Annotated in this window: 23 protein-coding genes and 1 tRNA gene; 18 read left to right on the top strand and 6 right to left on the bottom strand. The window is 46.1% G+C overall.

Annotated elements, in window-relative coordinates:
* Positions 1-34: 34 nt before the first annotated feature.
* The 5 genes from ACFQS8_RS04525 to ACFQS8_RS04505 all read left to right on the top strand — a co-directional run bounded on the left by ACFQS8_RS04525 (position 35) and on the right by ACFQS8_RS04505 (position 5,456).
* On the top strand, positions 35-2,869 hold the full coding sequence (locus ACFQS8_RS04525) for a bifunctional [glutamine synthetase] adenylyltransferase/[glutamine synthetase]-adenylyl-L-tyrosine phosphorylase (RefSeq protein ID WP_382166073.1): 2,835 nt from the start codon (positions 35-37) through the stop codon (positions 2,867-2,869).
* Between the two features lie 48 nt (positions 2,870-2,917).
* Positions 2,918-3,715, top strand: a complete 798-nt coding sequence (locus ACFQS8_RS04520) for an EF-hand domain-containing protein (protein WP_382166072.1) — start codon at positions 2,918-2,920, stop codon at positions 3,713-3,715.
* A 64-nt stretch (positions 3,716-3,779) separates the two neighbouring features.
* Positions 3,780-4,376: an RNA polymerase sigma factor gene (locus ACFQS8_RS04515; protein WP_382166071.1), complete on the top strand. Its 597-nt coding sequence runs from the start codon at positions 3,780-3,782 to the stop codon at positions 4,374-4,376.
* Between the two features lie 20 nt (positions 4,377-4,396).
* Positions 4,397-4,867, top strand: a complete 471-nt coding sequence (locus ACFQS8_RS04510) for a hypothetical protein (protein WP_382166070.1) — start codon at positions 4,397-4,399, stop codon at positions 4,865-4,867.
* Positions 4,860-5,456 carry a periplasmic heavy metal sensor gene (locus tag ACFQS8_RS04505; protein ID WP_382166069.1) on the top strand — a complete coding sequence of 199 codons (597 nt, stop codon included), beginning with the start codon at positions 4,860-4,862 and terminating at the stop codon, positions 5,454-5,456. The genes ACFQS8_RS04510 and ACFQS8_RS04505 overlap by 8 nt, the downstream gene beginning before the upstream one ends.
* Before the next feature lie 32 nt (positions 5,457-5,488).
* Here the strand turns inward: ACFQS8_RS04505 and ACFQS8_RS04500 are convergent, their stop codons facing one another.
* The 5 genes from ACFQS8_RS04500 to ACFQS8_RS04480 all read right to left on the bottom strand — a co-directional run bounded on the left by ACFQS8_RS04500 (position 5,489) and on the right by ACFQS8_RS04480 (position 13,348).
* Complete coding sequence (locus tag ACFQS8_RS04500) at positions 5,489-7,747, bottom strand: PAS domain-containing sensor histidine kinase (RefSeq protein WP_382166068.1); 2,259 nt, start codon at positions 7,745-7,747, stop codon at positions 5,489-5,491.
* A 114-nt stretch (positions 7,748-7,861) separates the two neighbouring features.
* Positions 7,862-8,383, bottom strand: a complete 522-nt coding sequence (locus tag ACFQS8_RS04495; RefSeq protein WP_382166067.1) for a response regulator — start codon at positions 8,381-8,383, stop codon at positions 7,862-7,864.
* Positions 8,384-8,401: 18 nt separating this feature from the next.
* Positions 8,402-9,526, bottom strand: coding sequence for an EAL domain-containing protein (locus tag ACFQS8_RS04490; RefSeq protein ID WP_382166066.1), 1,125 nt, complete (start codon positions 9,524-9,526; stop codon positions 8,402-8,404).
* 300 nt (positions 9,527-9,826) lie between these two features.
* The gene (gene pepN, locus ACFQS8_RS04485; RefSeq protein WP_382166065.1) at positions 9,827-12,469 is read right to left on the bottom strand and encodes an aminopeptidase N; all 2,643 of its coding nucleotides are present in this window, start codon (positions 12,467-12,469) and stop codon (positions 9,827-9,829) included.
* Positions 12,470-12,781: 312 nt separating this feature from the next.
* Positions 12,782-13,348 (bottom strand): hypothetical protein, encoded by a 567-nt coding sequence (locus ACFQS8_RS04480; protein WP_382166064.1) that lies wholly within the window; start codon positions 13,346-13,348, stop codon positions 12,782-12,784.
* Positions 13,349-13,634: 286 nt separating this feature from the next.
* On the opposite strand from ACFQS8_RS04480, the gene ACFQS8_RS04475 reads away from it, so the two are divergent.
* Entirely contained in the window at positions 13,635-14,486 is an 852-nt protein-coding gene (locus ACFQS8_RS04475) for a M48 family metallopeptidase (protein WP_382166063.1), read from the top strand.
* Between the two features lie 86 nt (positions 14,487-14,572).
* Positions 14,573-14,649: transfer RNA gene (locus tag ACFQS8_RS04470), tRNA-His, on the top strand.
* Positions 14,650-14,737: 88 nt separating this feature from the next.
* Here the strand turns inward: ACFQS8_RS04470 and ACFQS8_RS04465 are convergent.
* Positions 14,738-15,238 (bottom strand): hypothetical protein, encoded by a 501-nt coding sequence (locus tag ACFQS8_RS04465; protein ID WP_382166062.1) that lies wholly within the window; start codon positions 15,236-15,238, stop codon positions 14,738-14,740.
* 368 nt (positions 15,239-15,606) lie between these two features.
* Here ACFQS8_RS04465 and ACFQS8_RS04460 point away from each other — a divergent pair, with 368 nt between their 5' ends.
* The 11 genes from ACFQS8_RS04460 to ACFQS8_RS04410 are packed head-to-tail and all read left to right on the top strand — an operon-like array spanning position 15,607 to position 26,256.
* Positions 15,607-16,653, top strand: coding sequence for an LpxL/LpxP family acyltransferase (locus ACFQS8_RS04460; RefSeq protein WP_382166061.1), 1,047 nt, complete (start codon positions 15,607-15,609; stop codon positions 16,651-16,653).
* Positions 16,650-17,072, top strand: coding sequence for an acyl-CoA thioesterase (locus ACFQS8_RS04455; RefSeq protein ID WP_382166060.1), 423 nt, complete (start codon positions 16,650-16,652; stop codon positions 17,070-17,072). The genes ACFQS8_RS04460 and ACFQS8_RS04455 overlap by 4 nt, the downstream gene beginning before the upstream one ends.
* Positions 17,069-17,620, top strand: coding sequence for a LolA family protein (locus tag ACFQS8_RS04450; RefSeq protein ID WP_382166058.1), 552 nt, complete (start codon positions 17,069-17,071; stop codon positions 17,618-17,620). Before ACFQS8_RS04455 ends, ACFQS8_RS04450 begins: the two co-directional genes overlap by 4 nt.
* 20 nt (positions 17,621-17,640) lie before the next feature.
* Positions 17,641-19,863, top strand: coding sequence for an MMPL family transporter (locus ACFQS8_RS04445; protein WP_382166057.1), 2,223 nt, complete (start codon positions 17,641-17,643; stop codon positions 19,861-19,863).
* Positions 19,853-21,115, top strand: a complete 1,263-nt coding sequence (locus ACFQS8_RS04440; RefSeq protein ID WP_382166056.1) for an NAD(P)/FAD-dependent oxidoreductase — start codon at positions 19,853-19,855, stop codon at positions 21,113-21,115. The genes ACFQS8_RS04445 and ACFQS8_RS04440 overlap by 11 nt, the downstream gene beginning before the upstream one ends.
* Complete coding sequence (locus ACFQS8_RS04435) at positions 21,115-21,726, top strand: DUF3261 domain-containing protein (protein WP_382166055.1); 612 nt, start codon at positions 21,115-21,117, stop codon at positions 21,724-21,726. Before ACFQS8_RS04440 ends, ACFQS8_RS04435 begins: the two co-directional genes overlap by 1 nt.
* Positions 21,723-22,886 (top strand): beta-ketoacyl-ACP synthase, encoded by a 1,164-nt coding sequence (locus ACFQS8_RS04430; protein ID WP_382166054.1) that lies wholly within the window; start codon positions 21,723-21,725, stop codon positions 22,884-22,886. Before ACFQS8_RS04435 ends, ACFQS8_RS04430 begins: the two co-directional genes overlap by 4 nt.
* On the top strand, positions 22,886-23,359 hold the full coding sequence (locus ACFQS8_RS04425; RefSeq protein ID WP_382166053.1) for a hotdog family protein: 474 nt from the start codon (positions 22,886-22,888) through the stop codon (positions 23,357-23,359). Before ACFQS8_RS04430 ends, ACFQS8_RS04425 begins: the two co-directional genes overlap by 1 nt.
* Positions 23,356-24,099 (top strand): 3-ketoacyl-ACP reductase FabG2, encoded by a 744-nt coding sequence (locus ACFQS8_RS04420; RefSeq protein WP_382166052.1) that lies wholly within the window; start codon positions 23,356-23,358, stop codon positions 24,097-24,099. The genes ACFQS8_RS04425 and ACFQS8_RS04420 overlap by 4 nt, the downstream gene beginning before the upstream one ends.
* Complete coding sequence (locus ACFQS8_RS04415; protein WP_382166051.1) at positions 24,099-25,325, top strand: beta-ketoacyl-ACP synthase; 1,227 nt, start codon at positions 24,099-24,101, stop codon at positions 25,323-25,325. The genes ACFQS8_RS04420 and ACFQS8_RS04415 overlap by 1 nt, the downstream gene beginning before the upstream one ends.
* A gap of 37 nt (positions 25,326-25,362) precedes the next feature.
* Positions 25,363-26,256, top strand: a complete 894-nt coding sequence (locus ACFQS8_RS04410) for a MipA/OmpV family protein (protein ID WP_382166050.1) — start codon at positions 25,363-25,365, stop codon at positions 26,254-26,256.
* The last annotated feature ends 2 nt before the right edge of the window (positions 26,257-26,258 follow it).

Here is a 26,258-nt window from a genome sequence, read left to right as displayed (position 1 = left end):
CTTGTCAGATGACTCGTTGTAAAGGCGTTAGATAATGAAACCGACCCCAATTCGCAATTTGGCCCAATTGTCTAATCAGCCTGTTACTGAGGTTTTGTCATCCATAGATGTAGCTCATGAATTTTTGATGGATACGCCATATCTCAGCAATTTGCTGAATCGGAATCCGGACGTATTTGAAACCATTGCCAAGGGCGGAATTGAAGCAGGTTTTCAAATTTGTCTGAGCCTGTTGGATCAAGCCAATTCTATAGAGAATGATCGTTTGCAGGTTAGCTTATTGCTACGTCAGGCAAAAGCTAAAGGACATCTTGCGATCGCTTTGGCGGATTTGTCCGGGTTGTGGGATGTAAACCAAGTTGTTCACGCGATAACCATTTTAGCAGAGAAAAGTACTCAGGTCGCTATGTGGAGTGCGTATCGAACTGCTGCTCAGAAAGATTGGGTGCAACCCAAAGAGCGGTTAGAAGATACCGGACTATTTGCGATCGCTATGGGTAAGATGGGTGCCTATGAGCTGAATTATTCTTCAGATGTTGACGTGATTATTTTGTTTGACCCAGAACGCTTCTCCGCAAGCTCTAGGTCAGCAAAAGAGGCGGCGGTGCGCATAACACAAGATTTTGCTCAGCTTATGGAAACGCGCGATGAGCATGGGTATGTATTTCGTGTTGATTTGCGATTAAGACCAGATCCGTCTTCAAATGCGATTGCCATTTCTACTCAAACAGCTCTCAATTATTACGAACGTGTCGGACAAAATTGGGAACGGATGGCTTATATCAAAGGCCGAGTGTGTGCAGGCGACTATGACGCTGGCAAAGCATTTTTTGATGAATTGCAGCCCTACATATGGCGGCGACATTTGGATTATTGGGCGATTGGCGATATCCACGCTATTAAACACCAAATTCACTCAACAGGTGGGCATGAACCAATTGATGTTCGTGAGTTTGATGTAAAACTTGGGCGCGGTGGTATCCGCGAGATTGAATTTTTTGCCCAAACCCAACAATTAATTTTGGGAGGTAGGCATCCCGAGTTACGGACGCGACGTACAGATGATTCACTAGATGCGCTCGTCGCATTTAAAGCGGTAGATCCCCAAAACGCTGAAGATCTAAAGCGCGCTTATGCTTTTCTGCGGAATGTAGAGCACCGTATTCAAATGCATAATGATGAGCAAACGCATACATTGTTGGATATCCCAGAGCGTCGTGCTGAGGTCGCTAAATTAATGGGGTATGGCACTAACGTTGAATTGTTTGAGCAGGACATACGTGCAGTTCGTCAGTTCGTTCACGGGGTTTACTCAGACCTTTTTGCGCAAGAAGAGCGTCTCTCAGGGGATGCAGGGAATCTCGTTTTCACTGGTGTGGATGATGACCCAGGAACCCTAAAGACACTTGAAGAAATGGGCTTTAGTGAGCCTAGCAAGGTCATTGATCGGTTACGCAATTGGCATCGTGGTGGATTGCCGGCGACTCGAACAGTGAGGGGGCAGCAATTGCTGACGACCCTTACGCCGCGTTTGCTTAAATATATGTCTCAGACGGGTGAGCCCGATTCTGCACTTAGTAGGTTTTCTGATTTTATCAGTGGCTTGAGAGGAGGTGTGCAGGTATTTTCACTTATGCTTGCCGAGCCTAAATTTGCAGAGGATTTACTTTCTGCGATGGCGTATGCTCCTAAACTTGCAACAGACCTTGCGCGTCAACCAGCTCTATTGGATGGCATGCTGGACCATTCTTTTAATGCACCTCTCGATCAAGATAGTTATGAGTTAGTTCTTGAAGAATTGGAGCGTGTGTTAGCACGGGAAGAGGATTTTGAAGGGCGTATCAATGCAGCACGCAGGTTCCACCGCGAAGAATCTCTGCGCATAGGGTATCATATATTGCGAAGGCAAGCAGATGCTTGTGATGCTGGCCCAGCTTACACGCGTCTAGCGGATGCAACTATTAAATGCATGGCAGATGTGGCGTTGGCAGAAGTACAGCGCAAATTTGGAGATTGGCCGGGTAAATGGGTTATCGGTGCGTTTGGTAAGCTTGGAGGCAAGGAGCTTTCAGCAACATCTGACTTGGATATAATCGTTATTTACGATCCTGGCGATCCGCCATTCCCTAATGATCTAGCGGCACGCTTCACCCAAAGATTGATTGCAGCATTATCAGCTCCCACAGAAGAGGGTGAGCTTTATGAAGTTGATATGCAATTGCGGCCATCGGGGCGAGCAGGACCCGTAGCAGTAAAAATAACCTCTTTTGAGAAATACTATCAGGGAGAGGCGTGGACATGGGAATATATGGCATTGTCTCGCTTGCGCATAGTTGCTGGCGATGATGGGCTTGCCAAGCGTGTTGTGGATATTGCTAAAAAGGCACTGCAGCACCGCTCAGACTTTGAAGATCTGGAAAAAGATATTCTGGATATGCGCCAACGTCTCGCAAGAGAGCGACCACCATCAGGTCCATGGGATTTAAAACTATCTGAGGGTGGTTTGCTTGATATTGAATTTGTTGTTCAACAATCTCTTATTAAGAATGCAAAAGGGCATCCCTCAATTATTTGCCCGAATACGCTAGAAGCCATAGAAGCATTGCGTAAATGTGATGTTTTTACACGTGAAGAAGCTATTTCCCTGTCAAACGCTTATGCACTTCAAGCGAACCTTCAGCAGGCATTACGAATTGCGACGTCGGGAAAATTTGTTCCCGAGACGTCCTCAGAAGGCATTAAAAATTGGTTGGCTTCCTGTGTGGGGTATGGAGATTTTAGCAAGTTAAATCAATCTGTTATGGATGCTCAAAAACTCGCCTCTGAAATACGGGAAGAAAAAATAGGAAGGTTAACGACGGATAATTGATCTTGGGGTCGTTCTATAAGTATCAGACACCCCAAGAGGAGTTACCCCATGATGAAGACTTCTATTACAGGCATTACAGCGAGCGCCATTATCGCTCTTACTTTAGGCGCTTCAGCACATGCTGAAAAGCCAGATAAAAAAGGTGAGAGATGTGATGGCGTGAACATGAAACGTGCTGAACATATTGCAGAGTTTGACACGGATGGTGACGGCAAGCTTTCAGATATTGAAAAGGAAGCTATCAAGCAGGCGCGTTTCAACAAAGCTGACACAGATTCCAATGGTGCTTTATCCCTTGCCGAACTCAGTGCGGCTCACAAGGCGCGTATGGAAGAGCGCAAAGCAAAAATGCAAGAACATCATTTTGCGCGTATGGATAAAGACCAAGATGGGAGTGTGAGCGCGGAAGAATTTGCCAATGCTGACCATATGAATGCCAGATCTAAGGATAAAAAAGACGGCAAGAAAAATATGCACAAAAAACGTAAAGGTGGAGAGGCTTCTCATCAGAAAATGATGATGAAAGTTATGCGCAAAGACACCTTGAAGCAATTTGATGCAGATGGAGATGGAAAGCTGTCAGATGCTGAGAAGCAAGCTGCCAAAGCTGCTAAGTTTGCAGCAGCAGATACAAATGCTGACGGGAAGCTAATAGGTGCGGAAGTTTCAAACTTTCATAAAGTTGAAAAAGCGCGGATAGAGTCAGTAATGCAATCCATGCATTTTGAAAAAATGGATTCAAACAAGGATGGCGTTGTCGACATCGAAGAATTTGGTACGAAAATGGATCATTCTCCGCGTGGTGACAAAAGTCATAGTAAAATGAAACATAGAGATTGCGAATAACGTTCTTAAGCGTTCATTCTCATTCGCCCTAAACTTTCTCAAACAGGATTAAAATTGAAGTCATATGCAAACGGACGCGGTTTCAGATGATGAATTGGTTGAGAAAGTCGGGCGAGGTGATCGTCAAGCGGCATCTGTATTGGTGAGGCGACATAGTCAGCGTGTCTTGAATATTAGTAGGCGCATGTTGGGCAATGAAGCTGAAGCCGAAGATGTTACTCAAGATGTATTTTTGAAAGTTTGGAAAAGTGCAGTGCGTTGGGTGCCGGGAGAAGCCAAATTTACGACATGGCTACATAGAGTCACAATGAATGCCTGCTTAGATAAACTTCGAAAGCCGCGCATGGGTAATATGGATGTCGTGCCGGAAACAGTAGATGAAGCAGCGACTCCGGCGGAAGAATTAGAAACAAAATCAAGGTCGAATATGCTCAAAATAGCAATGCAAGATCTACCCGAGCGTCAAAGGGCGGCATTAGCTTTGTGTTATTTTGAGGATGTTTCAAATATCGAAGCCGCAGGAATATTGGAAGTTAGCGTGGATGCTTTGGAAAGTTTACTCGCGCGCGGTCGTCGGGCTTTAAAACAAGCCTTGATGGCAAACAAAGATGAGTTGTTAGTTGCAAACCCACAGGGGCGGGCTTCTGGTTTTGAGCAATAAGATAGGAAAGGAGGTAGGATATGAATAAAGACGAGTTTCTAGGCTATTTGGAGATTTACGGTGCTAACATAGCATGTTGGCCCGACGATAAGCGTACTTTAGCATCACCTTTTTTCCAATCGAAAGATGATGACATTCGCCTACGCATTCAAGAAGAAGCAGAGTTTGAAGCTGTCTTGAATATGTCTGATGTGCATGAGCCTATAGATATGGCATTGGAAGCACGTTTGATTGATCTGGTGCCCCACACAGCAACAAATAACAAATTGAGCGTATGGGGACGTTTAAAAGCGTTAAGTGCTCCTAAATGGGCCAGTGCTGGATTGATAAGCGCTGCGCTTATGAGTGGCGTTGGAGTAGGGTATGCGCAAGCTGCTGAGCAAGCGGAATTGAATGCAATTAATGATATGCTTGCATATGCATCCGTTGAAGAATTGTCAGAATTAGACTCTAGTGCATGGTCTCAACTCAACGGGGCAAGTGATGACTGATATAGAAACAGATAAAAAGAAAAAGCTTCCAGTTATTCTTGCCGTTTCATTAGCTTTGAACGCCGCGTTGATAGGTTTGATGGGCGGACAAATGCTTGTCGGCGATAACAAATATAAATCGCCCCATTCTTCACGTGATGGCCAGCATCGTCCGCCGATAGAGCATGTCTTAAACGTCCTCAATGAATCTGAACGCAAAACGCTGAAGAAAACCATGATTCAGCATTGGAAGAATAGCCATGCTGAACGCGAAGCTATGCGTGAAAAGCATGATAAAGTGATAGCGGTAATTTCGCTTGATCCATTTGAACGCGAGGCTGTTGAGGCAGCTCTTTCAGAATTTGAGCAAGCCGATCAGAGAATGAAGAACATTGCTGCAAGCGGCGTATTAGATGTCATGCAGGGGCTATCAGCTGATGCGCGAGTTGCTCTTGCTGAAACTTTGTTGTTGCAAAATCGTAAATCCATAAGAAGGCCACCGCCAAGAATGCCTTGCAAAGAGGGCGAGAAGTGTGAAAAGCGTGGCCGAGGAGATAGACCCGAGCGTCCGTCGCACTACGATCGAGAGACGTCTCGTCCAAAAGAGTAGCCGATTTAATTCCTTTTGGCAGGAAATTAAAGCTAAGCAATTTTTTGGGTTTTGTTTTTCTGCGGTGGGTCAATTGGTAATAAAAAACTCACCGTGGTGCCTACGCCAAGTTCACTTTCCAATATAAGCTTTCCACCGTGCATTTCGGCAAAAGATTTGGTCAGTGAAAGACCAAGTCCACTCCCTTTGCTGTTTCGACTCTCATCTGCAGATGATTGTTCAAAAGGTTGAGCAAGGCGAGGTAAGTCTTTTTTGGGAATTCCTATCCCATTATCAGCAACACTTACGCGAACAAAGGCATTCTCTTTGGTGATGGAAACTTTGATAGCTCCACCTGCATCAGTAAATTTGATAGCATTTGAAACGAGGTTGAGCACCATCTGTTTGATTGCTCGGTGGTCACCTTCAATGTCAGGAATATCATCTGACACGTCCAATTTGATGCTGATATCTTTATCTTCTGCGCGGCGTCGAATCATTCTGATTGCTGAATCAACAGCATCAACAGGATCAATTTCACGTGTTGAAATTGACATTTTCCCTGCTTCAATTTTCGCCATGTCCAAAATATCGTTGATCATGTCGAGAAGGTGCTGACCTGATGAGAGAATATCTTCAGCATAACCTTTGTAACGTTCGTCCCCTAATGGGCCAAAAATCTCTTTGATCAGCATTTCTGAGAAGCCGTTGATCGCATTCAGCGGTGTGCGCAATTCATGGCTCATATTGGCAAGGAAAACTGATTTAGCCTGACTTGCACGTTCAGCTTTATTTTTCTGTTCTGAATATTTCCGAGCGTGCTCTTCAGACTGGCCTTGCATCCGGTCCAGTTCAAGGACGAGGCGACGCAATTTCTTTTCTTTTCCGAGTAATGATTGCTCATGGTTTTTAAGCGACGACATGTCTAAACCAACGGTTACCAATCCGCCACCGGAAGTCGGGCGATCATAGAAATTGAGCCAAATATCTGAAAGCAACAATATTTCGCGGCCACTTTCACTGCCAGAGATTGGCCGCTCAATACGGATTTGCTTTGCTGCTTCAGCCATAACGACATCATAAGATGCACCAGCTCGTAAGACATGCTCAGGCAAGTTGAATATATTTGCGAATGTCTTATTCCAAATCAAAAGTCTGTGGCGTTGATCCCATGCTGCAAATGGGCCTGGATATGCATCTACAACGGAGCGGGCAAGATTTTCTGAGATACGTGACCGCGCTTCAGCGCGCACTCGGTCAGTTGTATCCGAGATTATACCAGACAAACCATCTTGAAACGGTCCGCCTTGCATCTCGAAATAGCGAGAACTAAACGAGCCATTCCCCTTAAAATTGACTTGAAATGATTTGTCGCGACGGGCGCGATCAAGTTCAGAAACAACTTTGTTTTGAGTGCTTGGGTGAACTAATTCTTGAAACTCGTGAATGGTAAGGTCTCTATTGGGTACAAGGCCTAACATTTCGGCTGTTTTTTCACGTAGACTAAACAGGCCGCTTTGACGGTTCCACGTCCAATAGCCATTTTGTCCACCAATTTCCAATTCACGCCAGTGAGTCTCGATCTCCTTACGTGCTTCAGATTCATGGCCCAAGCGGCGAGCGTTGGTTTTGATTGTCCCGACAAGTCCCACGACCGCCAGACCTGGAGCGAGGAGCAATAGAAGATAGATGAGAAGACGATTGTAATCGGCTATGCTGAGCAATTCGACATTGCGCGATACGCATACTGATAGTTGCGTTTCACCTACAGGTGCACAGGCTGATATTTTTCTTGAAAAACCAATACGTTCAACTTTTGCACCTAAAGAAATGTCCGAAGAAGAGAAAATATCAAATTCTCGTTCACCTTCGGGTGTCGGTGTGAGGCGGGAAAGGGGAAGTAAACCTTCCCACCATTGCCCGTTTATATCTTTAGAGAAAATGGCTGCATGGTTTTCGTTTTTGAGAATCGCCTCTGCATCATCCTGTTGAGCAATTGTACGTGAGATCTTATCAAGTTTAGCGGCTTTCTTCGCTTCACCTATACGAGTAGACCGCTCCAAGATAACATTCATGGCTGTCTGAGAGCGCAAAACCTCTGAACGGACGTATCCCCCTATAGCCATAGCCTCACGCGTTTGCTGCGCCATTAGAGCGTCATTTTGAGCAGTACGTTCTTCCCATGCCTTAACACCAAGCGTTCCCGCAAATGCAGTGAATAGCATAGCAAGTACACGCGTGGGGACGGGCGCTGCAGACGAGGTGTCAGGAGCTGAGGCTTTTGAGTGTTTCTTACTTTGCGTCTTGGCCAAGACGGGTTCTCCATAGTGCTTGATGAATAGTGCACAAGATTCGAGACACTCCGAAAGCTTTAAATTTGTGTTAAATTGTGGATTAATAGCTCAGTAAGCATGATTAAAAATGCGTTACGGGTCTAAATCCAAGTCATATCCTATTGGAGCTGAGTCTCTGCGGTCTTCGCCGTTGAAATTGCCAGTGTCATGTCTTCTACGGTCAGGGCCAAAATAATTGCTGGTTCTAATGAAGGCGCGCGGAGAGTTGATGATTGAGGCAACTTTCCGATAAAGGTCGATGGCGTTTACAGGTTTGGCCAGGAATTCAGTGACGCCAGCATCACGCGCAGCTTCAACGCGAGAGCGTTCAGAATAAGCTGTTAGCATGATGATAGGGATATAGGGGTTTAGACTATCTTCTGCATTGCGAACTAAGCGTACAAAATCAGCCCCATCCAGTATGTCCATTTGATAATCGACAATAATGAAATCGATAGGTTCATTGCGCACAATATCAAATGCGTCGACAGCATCGTGTGCTTCGTCAAAATTTTTGATGCCATATCCACGTAAGAGTGTTTTGACAATCGTAATCATGTGGCTGTTATCATCGACCAGCAGGACGCGAAGCCGGTCTAGATTTCGTTTCGCCATAATAAGCGTCTCGTAGAATTAAGCAGCATCCCGCTTTTGTCTGCGGTCAGCAAAGAATATAGAATCAATCTCAGGTCGACCAAAGTGATATCCCTGAGCTAGCATAACGCCAGTATTAAGTAATGTCTGTCTATCAGTTTCAGTTTCAACCCGTTCACCCACGACGCTCATGCCCAATTCTCTACACATGCCAGAGATAGCACGCATAAGCGCTGTGTTGCGTTCGTTAGAGCCTTGACCGTTTAAAAAGCATCCATCGAATTTCACGCCATCTACGTTAAGGGCGCGTAAATATCCAAAAGAAGCTGCACCTGCTCCAAAATCATCTAATACAACTTTTGCGCCTGTATTCTTGAGCAAATCGACAACGTTCGACGCTGTGTCTATGTCATGCATTTGCGAAGACTCGGTGATTTCAAGGATGAGACGGTCCTTATTAAAGTCATAAGCGCGGACAATGCGGTTGAGTTCACAGGCGATATCTGTGCGTTGAATGGATTGTCCAGAGATGTTTACCGCAAGTTTTAATCCATGACCTGATGGGTGACTTAAGCGTTGGCAGACAGCGTCCAACATAACACAATCGAGCTCAGAAATAATACCTCTGCGTTCGGCGGCTACGATCATAGGATAGGGCGAGCCCTCAAATGGAAAACGGGCTAAAATTTCATAATGTCTTAATTGGCCTGTTTGGGTGCAAACAACTGGTTGGCGTGCCGCTTTTAGCTCAGGAGAAACAAGGGAGCTTCTGAATGCTCGGATTAGGTGCTCATCAACCTTTAAATCTTGCAGGACTTTGTGCTGGGACAGGTCCGCGACAGATACTTGAAAAGTTGCAGGCGATGCATCATTGCGCTTGATTGTTATACGGCGCCCGTGAGGTGAGTGGCTCATATCATCAAAAGAGGCACGCAATCCGGGAGCAAGACTTACAAACGCTTCTTGGATTTTGGAAATGTCAGGTACATTCAACAGCTGAAACAGATTAGAGAGCACAAGCATACGCACATCAACTGTATTGAGTAAGCTTCCATCACCTTCAGCGAAGATGATTGTTCCGTTTATATCGGACTCTATGAAAAGATCTGTCGCGCTTTTTGCGATAGAAGAGCTTTTATCTGTTGTCGTCTTGGTCGAAGGCATAGTGTTTCCCACTTTTTATTGTGAGGTGAGGTATACCTGATCGACGTTGAAGATCGTTAAAGTCAAATGCTCAAATTTTACGGTTAAAACGCTTTAAGTATGAATCTTTCGCGTGATTTTGTTTACCTAAATTCAAGCGAGATTTTTATGTTTCATTTTGACGCAAATTGAGAGTGTAGATGAACAGAGATTAACCCACGCATTGAGAGATTCGTTAATTCTTATTCAGCAATCAAAAGGCCATCAGAGTGCAAATTATCCAATGGCCTTAGTGATAGGTGAATTTTAAGAGCGCGTTGTCTAGCTGCTGCTTAGTGCTAAAGCGCGCGTGATGATATCCTGCGCGTTTTTAGATAGATTTGCATCATCCAAACGGCGTAGTTGTTTTTCTGCATGAATCTGACGGTCAGATGAAAAGCGTCTCCAGTTTTCAAAAGCCGTCGCCAATCGTGCTGAGAGTGCAGGGTTTAACCCATCTACTTTCAAGATAATGTCGGTTAAGAATTCATATCCCCAGCCGTCGGGCGCATGAAACGCAACTGGGTTATTCATTGCAAATGCAGCAGCCACTGCGCGTACCCTGTTTGGGTTTTTAAGGTCGAAATCAGTTCGTGCACAAAGGCGTTGAAGACGTGCACGCAAATCCGAGCGTACAGACATCGCTTGAACAGAATACCATTTGTCCATGACGAGTGCGCTGTCTTTCCACTTTTCCTCAAACACAGTTAGAGCATTGTCAAACAGCTCACCCTCTGCGCCGCCACCTTCAATATTTCCAAGTGCATTCATAGACGCGAGTATTTCGGTCATGGTCGTGGCAGAGTGGAAATTGTCTGAAATGCGTTGTGCATGTTCGTTTTGCAGGCTTGAAAGTAGATCAATTGCTGTTGCTTTGAGTGCGCGACGACCAGCAGCACTTGCCGATGGATCAAACGGGCCAGTTTCTTGGTTTTGAATCGTCGCAACGAGTGAGTTTTCAATATGACGTGCAATCGCGCGTTTCAATGTCAATCTTGCGGCATGAAATTTTGATGGGTCTGATGCATTTTGATCTTGGATCAATTCACCAACGCTAGGTAGGCGCAAAATGAGCGAAGCAAAGGCCGGATCATCAATTGCGGCTGTAAATGCCTCATCAATTGCATCCACAAAGGCGTGGATGCGGTCATTCATGGAGCCATCTTCGTTTGAGGCAAGATCAATAAGCAGGCCACGTGCTAGAGTTTGCAAGCCTTCCCATTGCGCAAATGGGTCATTGTCGGCAGCGGCCAATGTCGAACGGTTGGCATCATTCAAACCGTCTTTTAATTTAATCGGTGCTGAGAAGCCGCGGTTAAGTGAGTGAATTGGCGCAGAGCTTACATCTGTAAAGACAAAGACTTGCTCGAAATCACGCAATACAACCAAGTGCTCATCATTAATCTCGCCATTCAGCTTTGTTGAAAGGCGACGCCCCTTATTTGAAAATAGCGCTGTTCTTAGGGGGATGGGAAGGGCTAGCTTATCGGGTTGTCCAGGGGTTGGTTCAGTGCGCTGGCCAACTGTTAGGGTGTAGGTGCGAGCTATTGAATCATAGACACCCGAAGCAGTCACAACTGGCGTTCCTGATTGAGAATACCAATTTGCAAACTCTTTGATGTTTTCAGAAGTTGATAATTGGAATGAATTTAGGAAATCTTCAATCGTCGCCGCTTGTCCGTCATATGTGTCGAAATAGCGGTTCAATCCTGCAAAGAAAGCTGTATCACCAATAAGCGTGCGAAGCATGCGGATGAGTTCCGCACCTTTTTCGTAAACAGTCGCTGTGTAGAGATTATCAATCCGTGCATATTCATCAGGACGAACAGAGTGAGCAAGCGGTCCGCCGTCTTCGCTAAACTGACGTGCGCGCAATCGGATGACATCTTTGATGCGTGTAACAGCACGAGAGCGCATATCAGCCGAAAACTCTTGGTCACGATAAACCGTTAGACCTTCTTTCAGGCAGAGCTGAAACCAATCACGACATGTGATGCGGTTACCTGTCCAATTGTGAAAATATTCGTGGGCAACAATGCTTTCTATTGCTTCAAAGTCAGCGTCAGTGGCTGTCTTACCATCGGCAAGCACATAGGCGGCGTTGAATATGTTGAGGCCCTTGTTCTCCATCGCACCGAAGTTGAAGTCTCTTACAGCAACTATGTTGAAAACATCCAAATCATATTCGCGTCCAAATACATCTTCATCCCATGACATGGAGCGCTTCAGAGAATCCATCGCATAGGCGCAACGATCATAGTCGCCCTTATCAACATAAATTGCGAGCGGTGTCTCTTTGCCAGACATTGTCGTGAAGCTATCTGTGTAGACGTCAAAATCTCCAGCGACGAGTGCAAACAAATATGATGGTTTAGGGTGCGGGTCGCTCCACTCAGCATAGTGACGATCAGTTCCAATATCGCCACTTTTTCCGGGGTTTCCGTTGGAGAGGAGGTAAGGGTATTTTTCTTTGTTTGCTTCCATCCGCACATCGAACGGAGCTAGCACATCGGGGCGATCAGGGTAGAAGGTGATACGACGGAAGCCTTCAGCTTCACATTGTGTGCAGAAACGTCCACCAGACATATATAGTCCAGAAAGTTGTGTGTTTTCTTCTGGTGAAATTTCTGTTTCGATTTCCAGACAGAATTCACCCGCCGGCATGTGGATATTCAATCCCTCATCAGTTTGTTCATACTGATTTTCTGGGAGAATGTGTCCGTTCAACGCGATAGAAATCAGCTTTAGATTTTCACCGTGCAAATTCATGAGAGCGTGTTCACCAAAAACGCGGCGTCCCGTCATTTTATTGCGAACGCGTGTTTTGGATGGCTCTAGAAAAAATTCCAGATTTACGTGATCTAAGGCAAATGGATAGGGGCGGTAATCGACAAGTCGAACCGGTGGTGGCGTATCCGTGCGCATGAAATAGAACTCCGTATGTATCCGTCTCTTATCTAAAGAGTACAATCTATCCTAGCAGATAGCTGTTTTTAGAATACATTTAAACCTCGTGACAGTTGAATCATGTGAAAATCAACTTCTATTTCAAACCTATGTTTAAAATTGATCATTTGAGGGAGGGACTTTCCCTAATTTTGCCTGATTACAGGCAAATTGGTGGAGTCTTTCAGGTAGTAAAAAAGATGGGCCGGACCGTTCTAAGTATTTAATACTGGGAATACTGCTCCAAATAACGCAGTTAACGTGCACAAAGAGCGCGTATCCAAAGTAAAATTACTCTGCAGCTCTCGGTATGTCACCGCTTTGGTTTGGTGTGTCATAAATTGTACGAAGCAGAGTTGTTCCCTGTTTCGCCAATTGAACAATGTCATTTGGTAGATCATCTGCATCTTGCGCTGCGCAACGTGACAACACTTTAGCAAGTTTCATCAATTGGGGAGCAGCACAAATAATACGCGCCTGAAATTCGATTTTTAGCGGGTCGCGGTCATATTCTGAACTTGGTACACGCCAGCCACCCCAATCTTTTTCATCTGTAACAACTTTTGGGAAGCTTCCGGGGTGAGGGTGGTCGGATGCATCACCTGCCTCTTTCCAGCGGTTTTTCTCTCTCACCACACGCCAGCTTTCTAAGTCGCCGACAGCATCCGTTGGACCGTTCGCTTTGTCCGCAGCAAGTTCAGTGGCGGCAAATTCACGTCCAAGTCCGACATCATAGTGGATTTTCAAAGGTTCATCGAGACCTTTAACCCATTGTGGGATAACTTTCTCAACTACGGCCCATGTGCCGACCGTTTTCACAAAGACTTTTTGATTTTTATGAAACTGAGCTTTGGCCATTAGGGTAATCCTTCAAAGATGTAATAGGAAACATATAGCAAAGTAAGTTTAGAAAGATGTTGAATGAATAGCGGCATTTTCTTCTAAATTACGGCAGATTTGGTGTGCTTTTGACAACTTAGAGAAAGCCTACAACCTCCAATCCAGAGGGCAGTTTAGCTCGGCGCTCATGTCCTATTCATGCACTAGATGATATTTTATCTCTAACTATCGAACATAAAAGGGTTTTCCATAATGTACTTTATGGTAAACTTAACCTTATCAAAATTTGAGGAGGGATTGGGTAATGTGTAACAATCACCAGATCGTACAAAGCGCAAATGGACCAGTACAATTACATCGTCGTGATGTTGTGCGTGGCTTATGGGCCGGAACTATTGTCGCATTTTCAGGTGCTAGCGTAGCTGGTTGTTCAACCAACCCTGCAACAGGGCGTTCACAGCTTACTTTCATGTCTGATTCTCAGCTGGTGCAGATGTCTGCCAGCGCATGGGCACAGACAAAGCAGGAAACACCCATCTCAACTGATCGTGCCGCAAATGCACGTCTGCTGCGTATTGGTGACCGTATCAGAAAAGTTGCGTCCCAACGTACTCCATCTCTTGCTGACGCTGATTGGGAGTTTGTTGTTTTTGATTCTGATCAAAAAAATGCGTTCGTGATGCCGGGCGGGAAAGTTGGTTTCTATAAAGGTCTTCTTGATTACTCTGACAATGATGATCAGGTCGCAGCTGTATTGGGTCACGAAGTGGGTCACGTTGAGGGACGTCACTCAAATGAACGTATGAGCCAGCAAACTTTGGGACAAGTTGCGCTTGTTGGTACAACCGTTGCGACTGCTGCATCAGACCTTTCGAGCACAGAGCAACAAATGATTATGGCGGCTGCAGGTGCAGGTTTGTCATTGGGAATCATTTTGCCATTTTCACGTAAACATGAATTAGAAGCTGACCTTCTTGGTGTCGATTCTATGTATGCTGCGGGATATGACGTAAAAGAATCAGTTCGCCTCTGGGAAAAAATGGGTCAAAATCGCGAAGGTGCCCCTCCAGAGTGGATGTCGACCCACCCAAGCCCTGATACAAGGGTCAGAGAATTGACAAACTATATCAATTCTAAGGGCTATGCGGTCATGTAATTCGAAATTTGCGCAAATTCAGGCTTGCAGAGTTTGCGCATTCGATTTATCAACCCCTCCTCAACTTCATTGTTGATGAAAAATGTGCCGTCTTAGCTCAGTAGGTTAGAGCGCCTGGTTGTGGACCAGGAGGTCCCAGGTTCGAGACCCGGAGGCGGTACCATTTTCCTCTTACTGTGTATGAGATGCCAAAATCTCCCCGGATGTGATCAGGGGAGATATTTTTTTGTCTGGAATGTGGATTATCAATCTTAAGCGCGTTTTGCCATCGGAGCAGGAAGTTCCCCATTTTCCATAAGGTATAAATTACGAAGACTTAAAGCATCCCACAAAGCATTGTGACGGACTGCACCTTCAAGATTGGTAAAATATGCATCCACGCGACGCATCTCTACTTTAAAGCAGGGAAGATTAATCATGCCGCCTGGCGCGATCATCATGACTTGCATGAGGTGAGCAATATCTTCTGGCCAATCAGCAACAAACACAATGTCAGTATCCCCACGCAAGAAACGCTGGAGTTCCAAACCCCATTGGCTGCGGTCAACATAGGTCGGTGATAAGCCGTTCGCGGATATGACAGGCAAAACATAATCTACGACCCATGGGTCTATTTTATCTTCGCGGACTAGCGCAGCAATTTCGTTTTTAGGGCGTGCCAGATATAAAGGTTTTCCGTGCTCTGGAGCTATCGCAATTGAGAGAACGTCTCCACCAAAGCTGTTGAATTCACAATCGACAAAGTAACGCACGGTTAAATTCCTTCAGCTCGCTGGGCAGAATATCGAGGAGGTGTTGAGAACGCTATGCCCATACATTCAACCTTGTTGATCAGGTTTTTTTAGAATGCATGGGCGACAGCGTCTTAGGTCTGGTCTTCTGAAATGACCTTAGCGAATTAACGTAAAAAAACAGATGTGGTTCATCAGAAATTATTGCGCTTTTCTGGTAACCTTTTGCTGACCATAAATTTTAAACATCTAAACAAGGGTCATGCGCTTGCTATGGTCTGGAAAAATTTCATAAAAGTAGACGGCTAGAAATTATAGTTTTGGATGTATGCTTCGGTGCATTTGGATATCAATTCACATTTGAAGATTGAAAGGTTTGTTAGTTTCCTATGACGCAATCCAAAACAGAATCAGAAAACTGGGCGTCTCAATCTGAACGAGGGACGCGATTAGGCATATTGATTTCGGCAGGCATTTACAAAATTGTTGGCCGACGAGTGTCGATGATCATTTTAGCACCCGTTGTTTTCTTCTTTTATCTTACGGGAGGCGTGCAAAGACGCGCCTCGCGGGCGTATCTCAATAGAGCGTATGAGAAAGGGTTGATAAAAAAGAAGCCTAGTTTTTGGACTGGGTTTGTCCACTTTATGGCATTTACAGGTTCCATGCTTGATAAGTTGGCCAGTTGGACCGGTGAGATAGATAATACACATGTATCAGGTGTGGATGGCGGGGCTTTTGATGCTGCTAAAAAATCTGGTCGCGGCGGATTGGTCCTTACGGGGCATTTGGGCAATCCTGAACTCATCCGTGCCGTAGCTACAGTAAACCGCCGTTTCTCAGTGACTGTATTAATGCATACGCAGAATGCACAGCAATTTAATTCCGTGATCAATCAGTTTTCAGACCACTCATCAGTGCGTCTTATTCAGGTAAGTGAAATTGATATTTCTGTAGCTATGCAATTGTCGTCGCGCGTCGAAGCAGGAGAGTGGGTTGTGATGGCTGCGGATAGGCCACCTCCTCGCGGCACCTCAAAAGAGAGTACAGTGCCTGTGCAGTTTTTAGGTGCAGAAGCTCAATTTCCGATTGGTCCTTATATTCTAGGTGCAGCGTTAAAATGTCCGACATTTTTTCTGTCTTGTATCCGCACGAAATCTAAGCCCCCATTCTCGATAATGTTCAGACCCTTTGCAGACCCCTTGCAGCTGCCACGCAGAGATAGAGCAGATGCATTGCAGACCTATGCCCAGCGCTATGCCAGCCTATTAGAAGAGGCATTGCAGGAGGCCCCCATGCAGTGGTTTAACTTCTTTGACTTTTGGAATGATTTTTCCAACGAGACCTCGAAATCTTCCTCTGATAAGGATTTGAAGTCACCCGCCGATAGTGATTCTAAGGTGGCTAATGAGCGAAATGGACAGGGGATAGAATGAGACGCGCAATCGTAAAAGCAGAAACTATTAGCCAAGCGCAGTTTCATGATATCGACCCAATGAATATTGTATGGCACGGCAATTATCCGCGCTTCTTTGAACTTGGTCGCGTCGAACTCCTTGATAAAATTGAATATAATTACGATGAGATGGCGAGGTCCGGCTATGGTTGGCCTGTGATAGAAATGAATATCCGCTATGCTCATCCTATGTTGTTGCGTCAAAAAGTTGTAATTATTGCGGGTCTGACAGAGTGGGAAAACCGCCTTAAAATTGACTTTGAAATCCGTAACATGGAAACCAAGCAACGATTGTGCAAAGCCTATACAACGCATGTTGCTGTGGATTTAAAGACGAATGAGATGCAATGGGAGACGCCCAAAGTGTTTCGCGACAAATTGGAGCCTTTCCGAGCATGATATCATTGTTGATGAGTTTTTCTTTTCTAATTACTGCCCAAGCTGTTCCTGCGGGAGAACAGGCATGTTTAGCGCCTCAAAAGGTTGCTCAAGAATTAGGAAGCAGACACTTTGTGCAAGAGCGACACTTGAAGGGAATTGATCAAGCGCTTGTATCATCTGGGGCTGCGATTGTGGCAAGTGATTCTATTACGTGGACGGTGTCAGATCCTATTGAAATTTCTACAGTAATTTCCGAATCCGGTATGACCCAATCTATCGAGGGCGGACCGGCAGAACCAGTCGGCGCTGCTGGTGCTGCAAATCCCATGTTGTCACAAAGTGGTTTGGTAAACCTTCTCAAAGGTGATTTGAGAGGCGTGGATGAAAATTACATTGTAACCGAAATTCAAAATGAAACGGGTTGGGGGCTTTCCCTGATGCCTAAAGCACAGGAAATGGCAAAACACGTGATCGCAATTGATGTGACTGGGTGCACAAAAATAGACTCAATCAAAGTCAAACAATCAAATGGAGATGTGATTTTCGTCACGTTTTCAAAAGGATAGAGCCTGACGTGTGGGGGCTAGTGAAAAATAAATGGGGCGCATGTGCGTGTGTGGTTTGGCTCGTACTTAGCCTTGCAATAGTCGTTGCGCGTGCATCCAACGGACTACCGATAGACACAAATATTAAGTCCATTCTCCCCAACCAAACGCTCGCGTCGTCCGTTAAAGCAGCAATGGATCGCTCAGGAGAGGTCGCGTCGAACAGAGTCGTCTTTCTGGTAACGGACACAACACAATCTGGGCTGAATGTGCAGGCAATGGCGAGCCTTAAGCAAAAGCTTATGCAAGGTAACTTATTTGCTGATGACATGGCAGATATGGATGGATTAGGCCGTTGGGTGTTTGCAAACCGTGAAGAAATTCTCTGTGAGCCGGCAGCAAACTTATCCGACGAAATTGCCCAAAATATTCGTAAACAGGCGCTTGCTAAAGTTTATGGTGTTGGTGCGCCAATCACAGGGGATTTACTGCGAGCAGACCCGTTTTTGCTAACATTGCGATTGTCGGAGTGCTTGTCTCAAGGTGCAGCACTTATCCCTAAAAATCAGTCTCTTTTGTCAGGAAAATTAACGCGTCCGGCCTTCGCTTTAGATACTCAAGCACAAGTAATAGAACGTATTGGTACGTGGGAAGAGGAATGGGCTCCAAAAGGTGTTGAATTAGCACGCACAGGAGCTGTTTTTCATGCTGCACATGGAGCCAATTCTGCAAAAACTGAGATGTCGTTTATCGGCGGAATTGGTATTGTTGGCGTTGTGGCTTTATTCTGGTTTGTCTTTGGGCGGGTTACAAATGTGCTTGCTGTTGCCAGTTTAATTGCCTTCTCTTGCCTGTCGGGGTTTGCTGCTACCTTATTGATTTTTCAAGATATTCATATGTTGGTGCTTGTGTTTGCAGCGATGTTGGTTGGTGTGGTGGCGGATTATGCCGTTCATGCAATGGCGACAGGTGTGAATGACAATTGGCCGGAGGAGAAATTCCGGCGCGGACATTTATGGCGTCCCATGACTGTGTCCATGCTGACGACTGCAGCCGGGTTTGCGGGTTTGGTGTTTTTGGGCGTGCCGATGTTTCGTCAGTTGGCGGTGTTTGCCATAATTGGTATTTTTACCGCTTGGGCTTTGGTTTTATTCGTGTTTTTGCCATTGGATCGCGTACCTAAAAATGGAAGAGAAGTACTTTCTTTTCGATGGATGCGTGTTCTATCTTTTGCTTCAAAAGCGCTGCCTGTTTCAAGAACAGCGGCTTATGTCGCTTTAGGACTTGGTGTGATTACAATTGGTGGCTTTATTTTTTCCAGATCGCTTGATGATGTGCGTGAATTTCAACCTCGAAATAAAGAGCTTATCGCACAAGAAGTTCAATTGTCTCAGATAGTTGGGTCAATGTCTTCGCAAGTGTTTTTAGTCTCAGAAGGCGTGAACTTAGAAGAAGCTAAGCGAAGAGAAGAAGCGGCTATCAAAGTGCTTGGCCCAGATGTGACGACGTTTTCTTTGACGCGTTTTGATCCCTCTCTGGAAGTGCGTAGGTCTAACCGTGCTGCACTAGAGGATATGCTCTTCTCACCTTATGGTAGGGTGCATGCTGCTCAGTTGGGTGTGGCCACCTTGCCGCCTGCTAGCAATGAGGTGGTGGATGCGGCCAAGCCTGCGTGGTTTGAAGATTTACATGTCGTAGATAATGGCAAACACTTTCTAATCGCCAGAGTGTCAGCGCCGCAAAATATAGTGCTTTCTGATACATCCATTGAAGGCGTTACTTTAGTGGACATGGCTGGACAATATTCACAAGCTTTTGCCAGCTATCGCGTTCTAGCCGCATGGTCATTAGTTGCGGCAGTAGGTGTGGCGCTTCTATTTGTTGGGATCATCTATAGAAATATCCGAGCACTGAGCATTGTTCTAACACCTGCTGCTGCTATGCTCTGCGGGATTTACCTGCCAACATTATTGGGGCAGCCTATCACTTTCTTTTCTATGGCGGGGGCAATGGTTTTGTTTGGTGTAGGTGTAGATTATTCAGCATTCATGTGGGAATCAGGACGTAATCGTGAAACGTGGTCGAAAGCGTCCGTGCTCGTGGGGGGCATTACAACTTTACTGTCGATGGGATTACTCGCACTAAGTGAGACATTGCCTGTACGCAGTTTTGGAATCACTGTGGCATTGGGCGTTATCTGTGCGTTGGTGTTTTCAACTTTACCATATTATTTAGCTTCAAAGGATGTGTCTGATGCAAAATGAATCCAATCCAAATGAAGCGTGTGATGTCGCCATTATTGGAGCAGGGCCTTCAGGTGCAATTGCTGCATCTATTTTGGTGCAAAAGGGCTGGAACGTAAAAGTGTTCGAGCGACAACATTTTCCGCGTTTTTCGATAGGTGAAAGTTTACTTCCTCACTGTGTCGAGTTTATCGAGCAGGCCGGATTGTTGAGCGACATTGAAGCAGAGGGGTTTCAGTTTAAAGACGGTGCCGCCTTTGCGATGGATAGCAAATATGAGGACATATATTTTCCTGATAAATCTTCGCCGGGCCCAGGTACAGTGTATCAGGTGCGCCGAGAAATATTTGATAAAGTTCTAATTGATGGCGCACAGGCTAAAGGGGCAGATGTCTCTTTTGGTGAGACGGTTCTAGCCTTTAACTCTACAAGTGAAGACCTGCCAGATCACGCTCAATTGCACATATCGAATGAGGCAGGTGAGGCACGCGTGGTCAATGCACGTTTTGTGATAGATGCATCCGGTTTTGGTCGGGTTTTGCCCCGTCTGTTGGATTTAGAAACACCATCAGACCAGACGGTACGCCGTGCGTGTTTTAAGCATGTCACAGACAATATTACGCACCCAGATTTTGATAGAAATAAAATCCTTATTTCTGTGCATCCAGACGATCCTAAAGTGTGGTTGTGGCTAATACCACTGGCTGACGGTCTATCCTCAATTGGTGTTGTGGGTGGGGCGCAAACGCTAGAAGCAGCAGGCGCAGATGCAGAAGAGCGTTTGGAATATTATGTAAGAACATCGGGTCTTATGGCTGATTTTCTTAAAGATGCTGTTGAGGCACGTCCAGCGACTGAACTTGTTGGGTTTTCAGCAAATGTGAAGCAACTCTATGGAGAGCGATATGCTCTGCTGGGGAATGCAGCAGAATTTCTTGATCCAGTATTTTCATCTGGCGTAACTATTGCCATGAAATCGGCTAGCCTTGCGGCGGGATTGATTGATCAGCAATTGCGCGGAGAAGAGGTTGATTGGCACGAAGATTTTGACGTTGAGCTGAAACGCGGTGTGGAAGCTTTCCGAGCCTGTGTAAATGCTTGGTATGATGGCTTATTGCAGCGAATGATTTTTATGGACGGGCGTTCTGAAGATATTACGCGGCATTTTACAGCGATATTGGCGGGTTATGCTTGGGATCAGAAAAATCCAATCGTGAAAGACCCTAAACGCTTCTTCAAATTAATGGATGCTTTGACCAAAGCCGACATATAATGCGTCAGACAATTCTTATATCCCTCCTTATTGGCATGTCGGCTATTGTGTCGGCGTGTCAGTCAACACAGTCTCTAAAGCAAGAGACGGGTGTTCACTCCCAAGTGGCAAAGGCCAATATCGGTAAGGGGGTAGAGTTGACGCTCCCTAAAATACCGGGTTTTCCAGATAAATTAGAAGCAGTTCAAACATTGATTGCGCGCCATGATGGACGCACGCAAGCATTGCAGGCGGTAGTGTCGGCACAATCAGATCATGTGAATGTGGTGATGATGCTGGCTAATGGTCCTAGGGTAATGGAGGTAGATTGGACGCAAATTGATCTGATTGAAACGCGATCTAGTTTTGCGCCAGATGCTTTGTCGGGGTTAAACATTCTTGCGGATATGTTCCTTGTTTTCTGGCCTGCGAATGCGGTTGAGAATGCTTTGTCTGAAGGTACGTATATATCTCAAACCGATGGTAAGCGTTTAATTTATAATGATACGCGCCAACTCGTAGAGATCATGTATTACACAAAAGATGCGCGTGGACGTGACCACTATGTTCTGACAAATTTTGATCTGGGCTATTCACTTACCATTTACAGCGATGCGATGACGGCCTCATGAGTGATATATATATAAACGCATTTTCCATCTGTTCACGCCTTGGAATGAATAGAGAGGAGACATTGCAAAGCCTTAACTCTAAATCGCCGCCTCGGCCTGACCGTGTTGAAGAATTAGCGGGTGGTTTGACAACAATGGTTGCGCCTTTATCTGGTGCTCTGCCGAGCGATCTTTCTAGTGAAACGCGCACCAATCAAATCACCGGATATTTATTGCGGGAAATGAAGCAAGCTATAGCGGACACGCTGGCAAAGCATGGCGCAGATCGCGTGGCTGGAGTTATTGGCACGAGCACAACGGGCGTTGAGGAGGCTATTGGTCCTCTGGGGCAACGTGTTGAAAAGGGTGTGTGGGCTGAAGATTTTGAGTTTTCACGCCAAGAGCTCGGCGATACAGCGCGATACTTACAAGAGCAAGTGGGGTTTTCTGGACCGTGCCACACTGTATCTACGGCATGTACATCTGGCGCAAAAGCACTTGCGGCTGCGGCACGCTTTATTCACTCGGGAATTGCTGATGCTGTGATTTGCGGCGGTGTTGATTCCTTGTCTCGTCTAACCACAAATGGATTTAGTGCGCTTGATAGCGTGTCACCGCATGCATGTGCGCCATTTAGCAAAAATAGATGCGGAATAAATATTGGCGAAGGCGGCGCTTTATTCATTGTGTCGAAACATGAAGGACCTTGGAAGCTGACGGGGTGGGGTGAGAGTTCTGATGCCTATCATATGTCATCTCCTGAGCCGACGGGTGCGGGCGCTGAACTGGCATTAAAGGAAGCTTTCGAGCGTGCAAGTATTTCAGCCTCTGACATAGATTTTGTTCATATGCATGGTACTGCCACGCCCTTAAATGATGCGATGGAATCAACATTGGTGAACCGTGTCTTTGGCACGCACACTCCATGCGCATCGAGCAAGGGTATGACGGGACATACATTGGGGGCAGCAGGCGCATTGCAGGTAGCGATCAACATAATAGCACTTGATGCGCAAATTTTGCCGCCGCATGTGTATGATGGGCAAAGAGATGAGAGTTTGGCGCAAATCAATCTTGCGCCTCTGCAGGGAAAGCCAGAAAAACCAATGCGCCGAATGCTGAGTGCGAGTTATGCCTTCGGCGGAAGTAATATTGCTGTGATTATCGAGAAGACGAATTAATGCAGATAGAACGCGAATTTCCAGCAACTCAAACTTTGGCACCGCATGACCCACCCATGTTGCTGGTGGATGAGATTCTTGAATCAAGCCAAATGCATATCGTCTCTAAAATGGTGATCAATAAGGACAATATATTTTACGTGGCAGGGCGCGGTGTTCCTTCCTATGTAGGATTTGAAATTATGGCGCAGACGATTGCCGTGCAAGATGGTTATAACCGCGCTAAGGTGGGGCTAGGCACTAAGATTGGGTTTTTGTTGGGGTGCCGCAAATATACAGTACTGCGCGATTGGTTTGTAGAAGGGGATGAATTGATTGTACGTGCTAAAGCCTTGTTATCTGAAGGGGAAATGCAATCATTTGATTGTACATTAGAAGATATACATGGCCAGCAACTTGCGCATGGTGCGATCAATGTATTTAGTCCCGAAAATCCGGAAGAATTTATTAGACAGGGTGGGAGTTCACAATGAGTGTGAACAATGAGAATGCTGGTAAGCGTGTTTTGGTGACGGGGGCTTCCAAAGGTATTGGTCGTGGTGTCGCAATACGTCTTGGGGCAATGGGGTTTCACGTCACAGTACATTATGGACGCGATAAAGCAGGCGCAGATGAAACTCTAGCAGCGATAATTGCTGATGGTGGCCAAGGTAAAACTTTAGGTTTTGATGTGACTGACCGAGACGCCTCAAAGTCTCTTTTAGAAGCAGAGTTAGCTCAAAATGGCCCCTTTTGGGGGATCGTCTCGAATGCAGGCATTACAAGAGATAATGCCTTTCCTGCGATAGAGGCTGATGATTGGAATGATGTTATTCGTACAAGTCTTGACGGATTTTACAATGTGGTTCACCCGCTAACCATGCCTATGGTGCGTGGTCGCAAAGGTGGACGAATTGTAGTTATGGCGTCTGTATCTGGTGTGATGGGTAATCGGGGGCAAGTTAATTATTCGGCGGCTAAGGCAGGTCTAATTGGCGCTGCAAAGGCGTTGGCAGTTGAATTGGCGAGTCGCAAAATTACCGTCAATGCCGTCGCGCCAGGACTAATCGAAACAGGTATGACAGAGGATGTGCGCCCAGAAGTGATGGCGGCAATTCCGATGAAGCGTGCAGGTAGTGTGGATGAAGTCGCAGCGACGGTTGCCTTTCTTTTCCAGCCAGAAGCAGCTTATATCACACGTCAGGTTATTGGCGTGAATGGAGGCTTGATCTAATGCGCCGTGTTGTTGTGACTGGAATGGCGGGAATTACGTCTCTGGGAGATAGTTTTGCCGAGATTAGCCCCAAATTAGACGAAGCTAAGACGGGTATTCGCTATATGGAAGAGTGGGAATATCTGGTTGATATGTCCACGCGTCTTGGTGGTCCATCAGATCACTTCATTCACGAAAAAGCTTATCCACGTCAAGCACGCCGCTCTATGGGGCGCCTTGCCGTCATGATGGTGAAAACTGGAGAAAATGCGCTCGCGGATGCGGGCTTAACAGATGATCCTGTGGTGAAAAGTGGGCGGATGGGGGTTGCGGCAGGTTCGTCTTATGGATCGACGCCAGCAACGCTTGATTTTGTTGAATTTCTCGAAAGAGGGAAAGCTAAGGGTTTGAATGCGACAAGTTACATTCGCATGATGAGCCATACTGCGCCTGTGAATATGGGCGTTTATTTTGGATTGCAGGGGCGTGTTTACACAACGTCTTCTGCGTGTACATCGGGAGCGCAGGGGATTGGGTATGCTTATGAAGCGATCAAATCTGGTGCTCAAGATTTGATGATGGCGGGGGGATCGGACGAATTTTGTCCGACCATGACTATGGTTTTTGACCGTCTGTATGCCACCTCCACCCGTAATGATGACCCGCAGCATGCTGTGCGCCCCTTTGATGAGAGCCGCGATGGGTTAGTCATCGGTGAGGCTGCTGGCGTTCTGATACTTGAAGAGCTGGAACATGCGCTCGCGCGCGGTGCCAAACCGGTCGCTGAGATAGTTGGGTTTTCAACAAACTGCGATGGACAACATATTTCTCAGCCCAATCGGAAAACACAGGAAATTGTGGTTCGCCAAGCTTTAGAGCAGGCGGGTATGGATGCGCAGGACATGTCTTTCATTTCTGGCCACGGTACAGGAACAGCGACGGGGGATGTGGAGGAGAGCCATGCGACACATGCTGTGTTTGGAGACAAGGTTCCTTTCCATACGCTCAAAGGAAATTTTGGACATACGCTAGGTGCGTGTGGTGCGATTGAGACATGGTTGGGGATTGAGCAATTAAAACGGGGGCAGATATCGCCGATTGCGAACCTTTCAAATGTTGACCCTAAATGCGCAGAACTCGACTACGTAAAAGGCGACGTTCGCAATGTGTCTAAGAATGCCTTTTCATCGAGTAATTTTGCGTTTGGCGGAATTAACACATCATTGGTGGTGGCAAACTACGAATAAAAACTGACCTGAATAATTGGGTCAAAAGGGGATGGGAATGACAAAAAGAAACACGGGTTTGTTTTCTGGTGTCGCACTGTGTGTGTCTACTCTGATTGGAACGCAACAGGCGTATGCACAGACTGACGTGGAATCTAATTTTGTTCCTGATGAACCTTTATGGGAGGTGCGCATTGGTGGAACGGGTTTGTATGGCCCTGATTATCCTGGAGCATCTGATAATTCGGGGAATGGCGTCGTCGCACCGCTTTTAATTTATCGGGGTGAGAAAGTTCGTTTCGGTGAATATGGCGTTGCACGTGCGATCGCTGCAGAGAATAAGCGATTTGAATTAGACGTATCTTTGGATGCAGTCTACGCGGCAAATTCTACAGAGGATGGCGCGCGGCAAGGCATGCCAGATCTGGATTATTTGTTGCAGATTGGCCCTCAATTGGTTGTGAATCTGCAAGATACTGGATGGACGTCTGAAGGGCGTACAAGCCTGAAAATGCTTGCGCCTGTGCGTGCTGTTGCTTCAACCGACCTTAAAGGGTTTGAGCATGTGGGGTATATCGCAGAGCCTCAGCTTGTTTATCAGCGCAAATATGGAGGAGAGCTTCGTTCAGGCTGGTCTACAACGCTGTTTGCAACGTTTGCAGATGAAGGTCTAAATGATTATTGGTATGGCGTGTCACCACAGTATACGACCGCAGAACGTACGGTGCATGAAGGTAAGGCGGGGTATGTGTCTACTGGGTTTCGTGCTTCTTGGACGCGCGAACTGACAGATGATTTCCAGATATTCCTCACCTATCAGGGGCGTTCATTTTCTGGCGCTGCGAATGAAGATAGTTTCCTTCTGCAGGAAGACTTTACACACGCTGCAAGCGTCTCATTTGTTTGGAAGGCTTTCAAAAGTAAGCGTGCCGCGCGAAATGATGATATGTAGGG

The organism is Hirschia litorea (assembly GCF_042665075.1).
Lineage (GTDB): Bacteria > Pseudomonadota > Alphaproteobacteria > Caulobacterales > Hyphomonadaceae > Hirschia > Hirschia litorea.
This window is presented reverse-complemented; position numbering and strand designations above follow the sequence as displayed.

What these genes read in the sequence shown, in the direction of transcription:
- ACFQS8_RS04505 (WP_382166069.1), top strand. Translation starts at nt 4,860, where the DNA reads ATGACTGATATAGAAACAGATAAAAAGAAAAAGCTTCCAGTTATTCTT.
- ACFQS8_RS04510 (WP_382166070.1), top strand. Translation starts at nt 4,397, where the DNA reads ATGAATAAAGACGAGTTTCTAGGCTATTTGGAGATTTACGGTGCTAAC.
- ACFQS8_RS04455 (WP_382166060.1), top strand. Translation starts at nt 16,650, where the DNA reads ATGAGACGCGCAATCGTAAAAGCAGAAACTATTAGCCAAGCGCAGTTT.
- ACFQS8_RS04525 (WP_382166073.1), top strand. Translation starts at nt 35, where the DNA reads ATGAAACCGACCCCAATTCGCAATTTGGCCCAATTGTCTAATCAGCCT.
- ACFQS8_RS04415 (WP_382166051.1), top strand. Translation starts at nt 24,099, where the DNA reads ATGCGCCGTGTTGTTGTGACTGGAATGGCGGGAATTACGTCTCTGGGA.
- ACFQS8_RS04475 (WP_382166063.1), top strand. Translation starts at nt 13,635, where the DNA reads ATGTGTAACAATCACCAGATCGTACAAAGCGCAAATGGACCAGTACAA.
- pepN (WP_382166065.1), bottom strand. Translation starts at nt 12,469, where the DNA reads ATGCGCACGGATACGCCACCACCGGTTCGACTTGTCGATTACCGCCCC.
- ACFQS8_RS04480 (WP_382166064.1), bottom strand. Translation starts at nt 13,348, where the DNA reads ATGGCCAAAGCTCAGTTTCATAAAAATCAAAAAGTCTTTGTGAAAACG.
- ACFQS8_RS04520 (WP_382166072.1), top strand. Translation starts at nt 2,918, where the DNA reads ATGATGAAGACTTCTATTACAGGCATTACAGCGAGCGCCATTATCGCT.
- ACFQS8_RS04515 (WP_382166071.1), top strand. Translation starts at nt 3,780, where the DNA reads ATGCAAACGGACGCGGTTTCAGATGATGAATTGGTTGAGAAAGTCGGG.
- ACFQS8_RS04490 (WP_382166066.1), bottom strand. Translation starts at nt 9,526, where the DNA reads ATGCCTTCGACCAAGACGACAACAGATAAAAGCTCTTCTATCGCAAAA.
- ACFQS8_RS04440 (WP_382166056.1), top strand. Translation starts at nt 19,853, where the DNA reads ATGCAAAATGAATCCAATCCAAATGAAGCGTGTGATGTCGCCATTATT.
- ACFQS8_RS04425 (WP_382166053.1), top strand. Translation starts at nt 22,886, where the DNA reads ATGCAGATAGAACGCGAATTTCCAGCAACTCAAACTTTGGCACCGCAT.
- ACFQS8_RS04460 (WP_382166061.1), top strand. Translation starts at nt 15,607, where the DNA reads ATGACGCAATCCAAAACAGAATCAGAAAACTGGGCGTCTCAATCTGAA.
- ACFQS8_RS04430 (WP_382166054.1), top strand. Translation starts at nt 21,723, where the DNA reads ATGAGTGATATATATATAAACGCATTTTCCATCTGTTCACGCCTTGGA.
- ACFQS8_RS04435 (WP_382166055.1), top strand. Translation starts at nt 21,115, where the DNA reads ATGCGTCAGACAATTCTTATATCCCTCCTTATTGGCATGTCGGCTATT.
- ACFQS8_RS04410 (WP_382166050.1), top strand. Translation starts at nt 25,363, where the DNA reads ATGACAAAAAGAAACACGGGTTTGTTTTCTGGTGTCGCACTGTGTGTG.
- ACFQS8_RS04420 (WP_382166052.1), top strand. Translation starts at nt 23,356, where the DNA reads ATGAGTGTGAACAATGAGAATGCTGGTAAGCGTGTTTTGGTGACGGGG.
- ACFQS8_RS04450 (WP_382166058.1), top strand. Translation starts at nt 17,069, where the DNA reads ATGATATCATTGTTGATGAGTTTTTCTTTTCTAATTACTGCCCAAGCT.
- ACFQS8_RS04495 (WP_382166067.1), bottom strand. Translation starts at nt 8,383, where the DNA reads ATGGCGAAACGAAATCTAGACCGGCTTCGCGTCCTGCTGGTCGATGAT.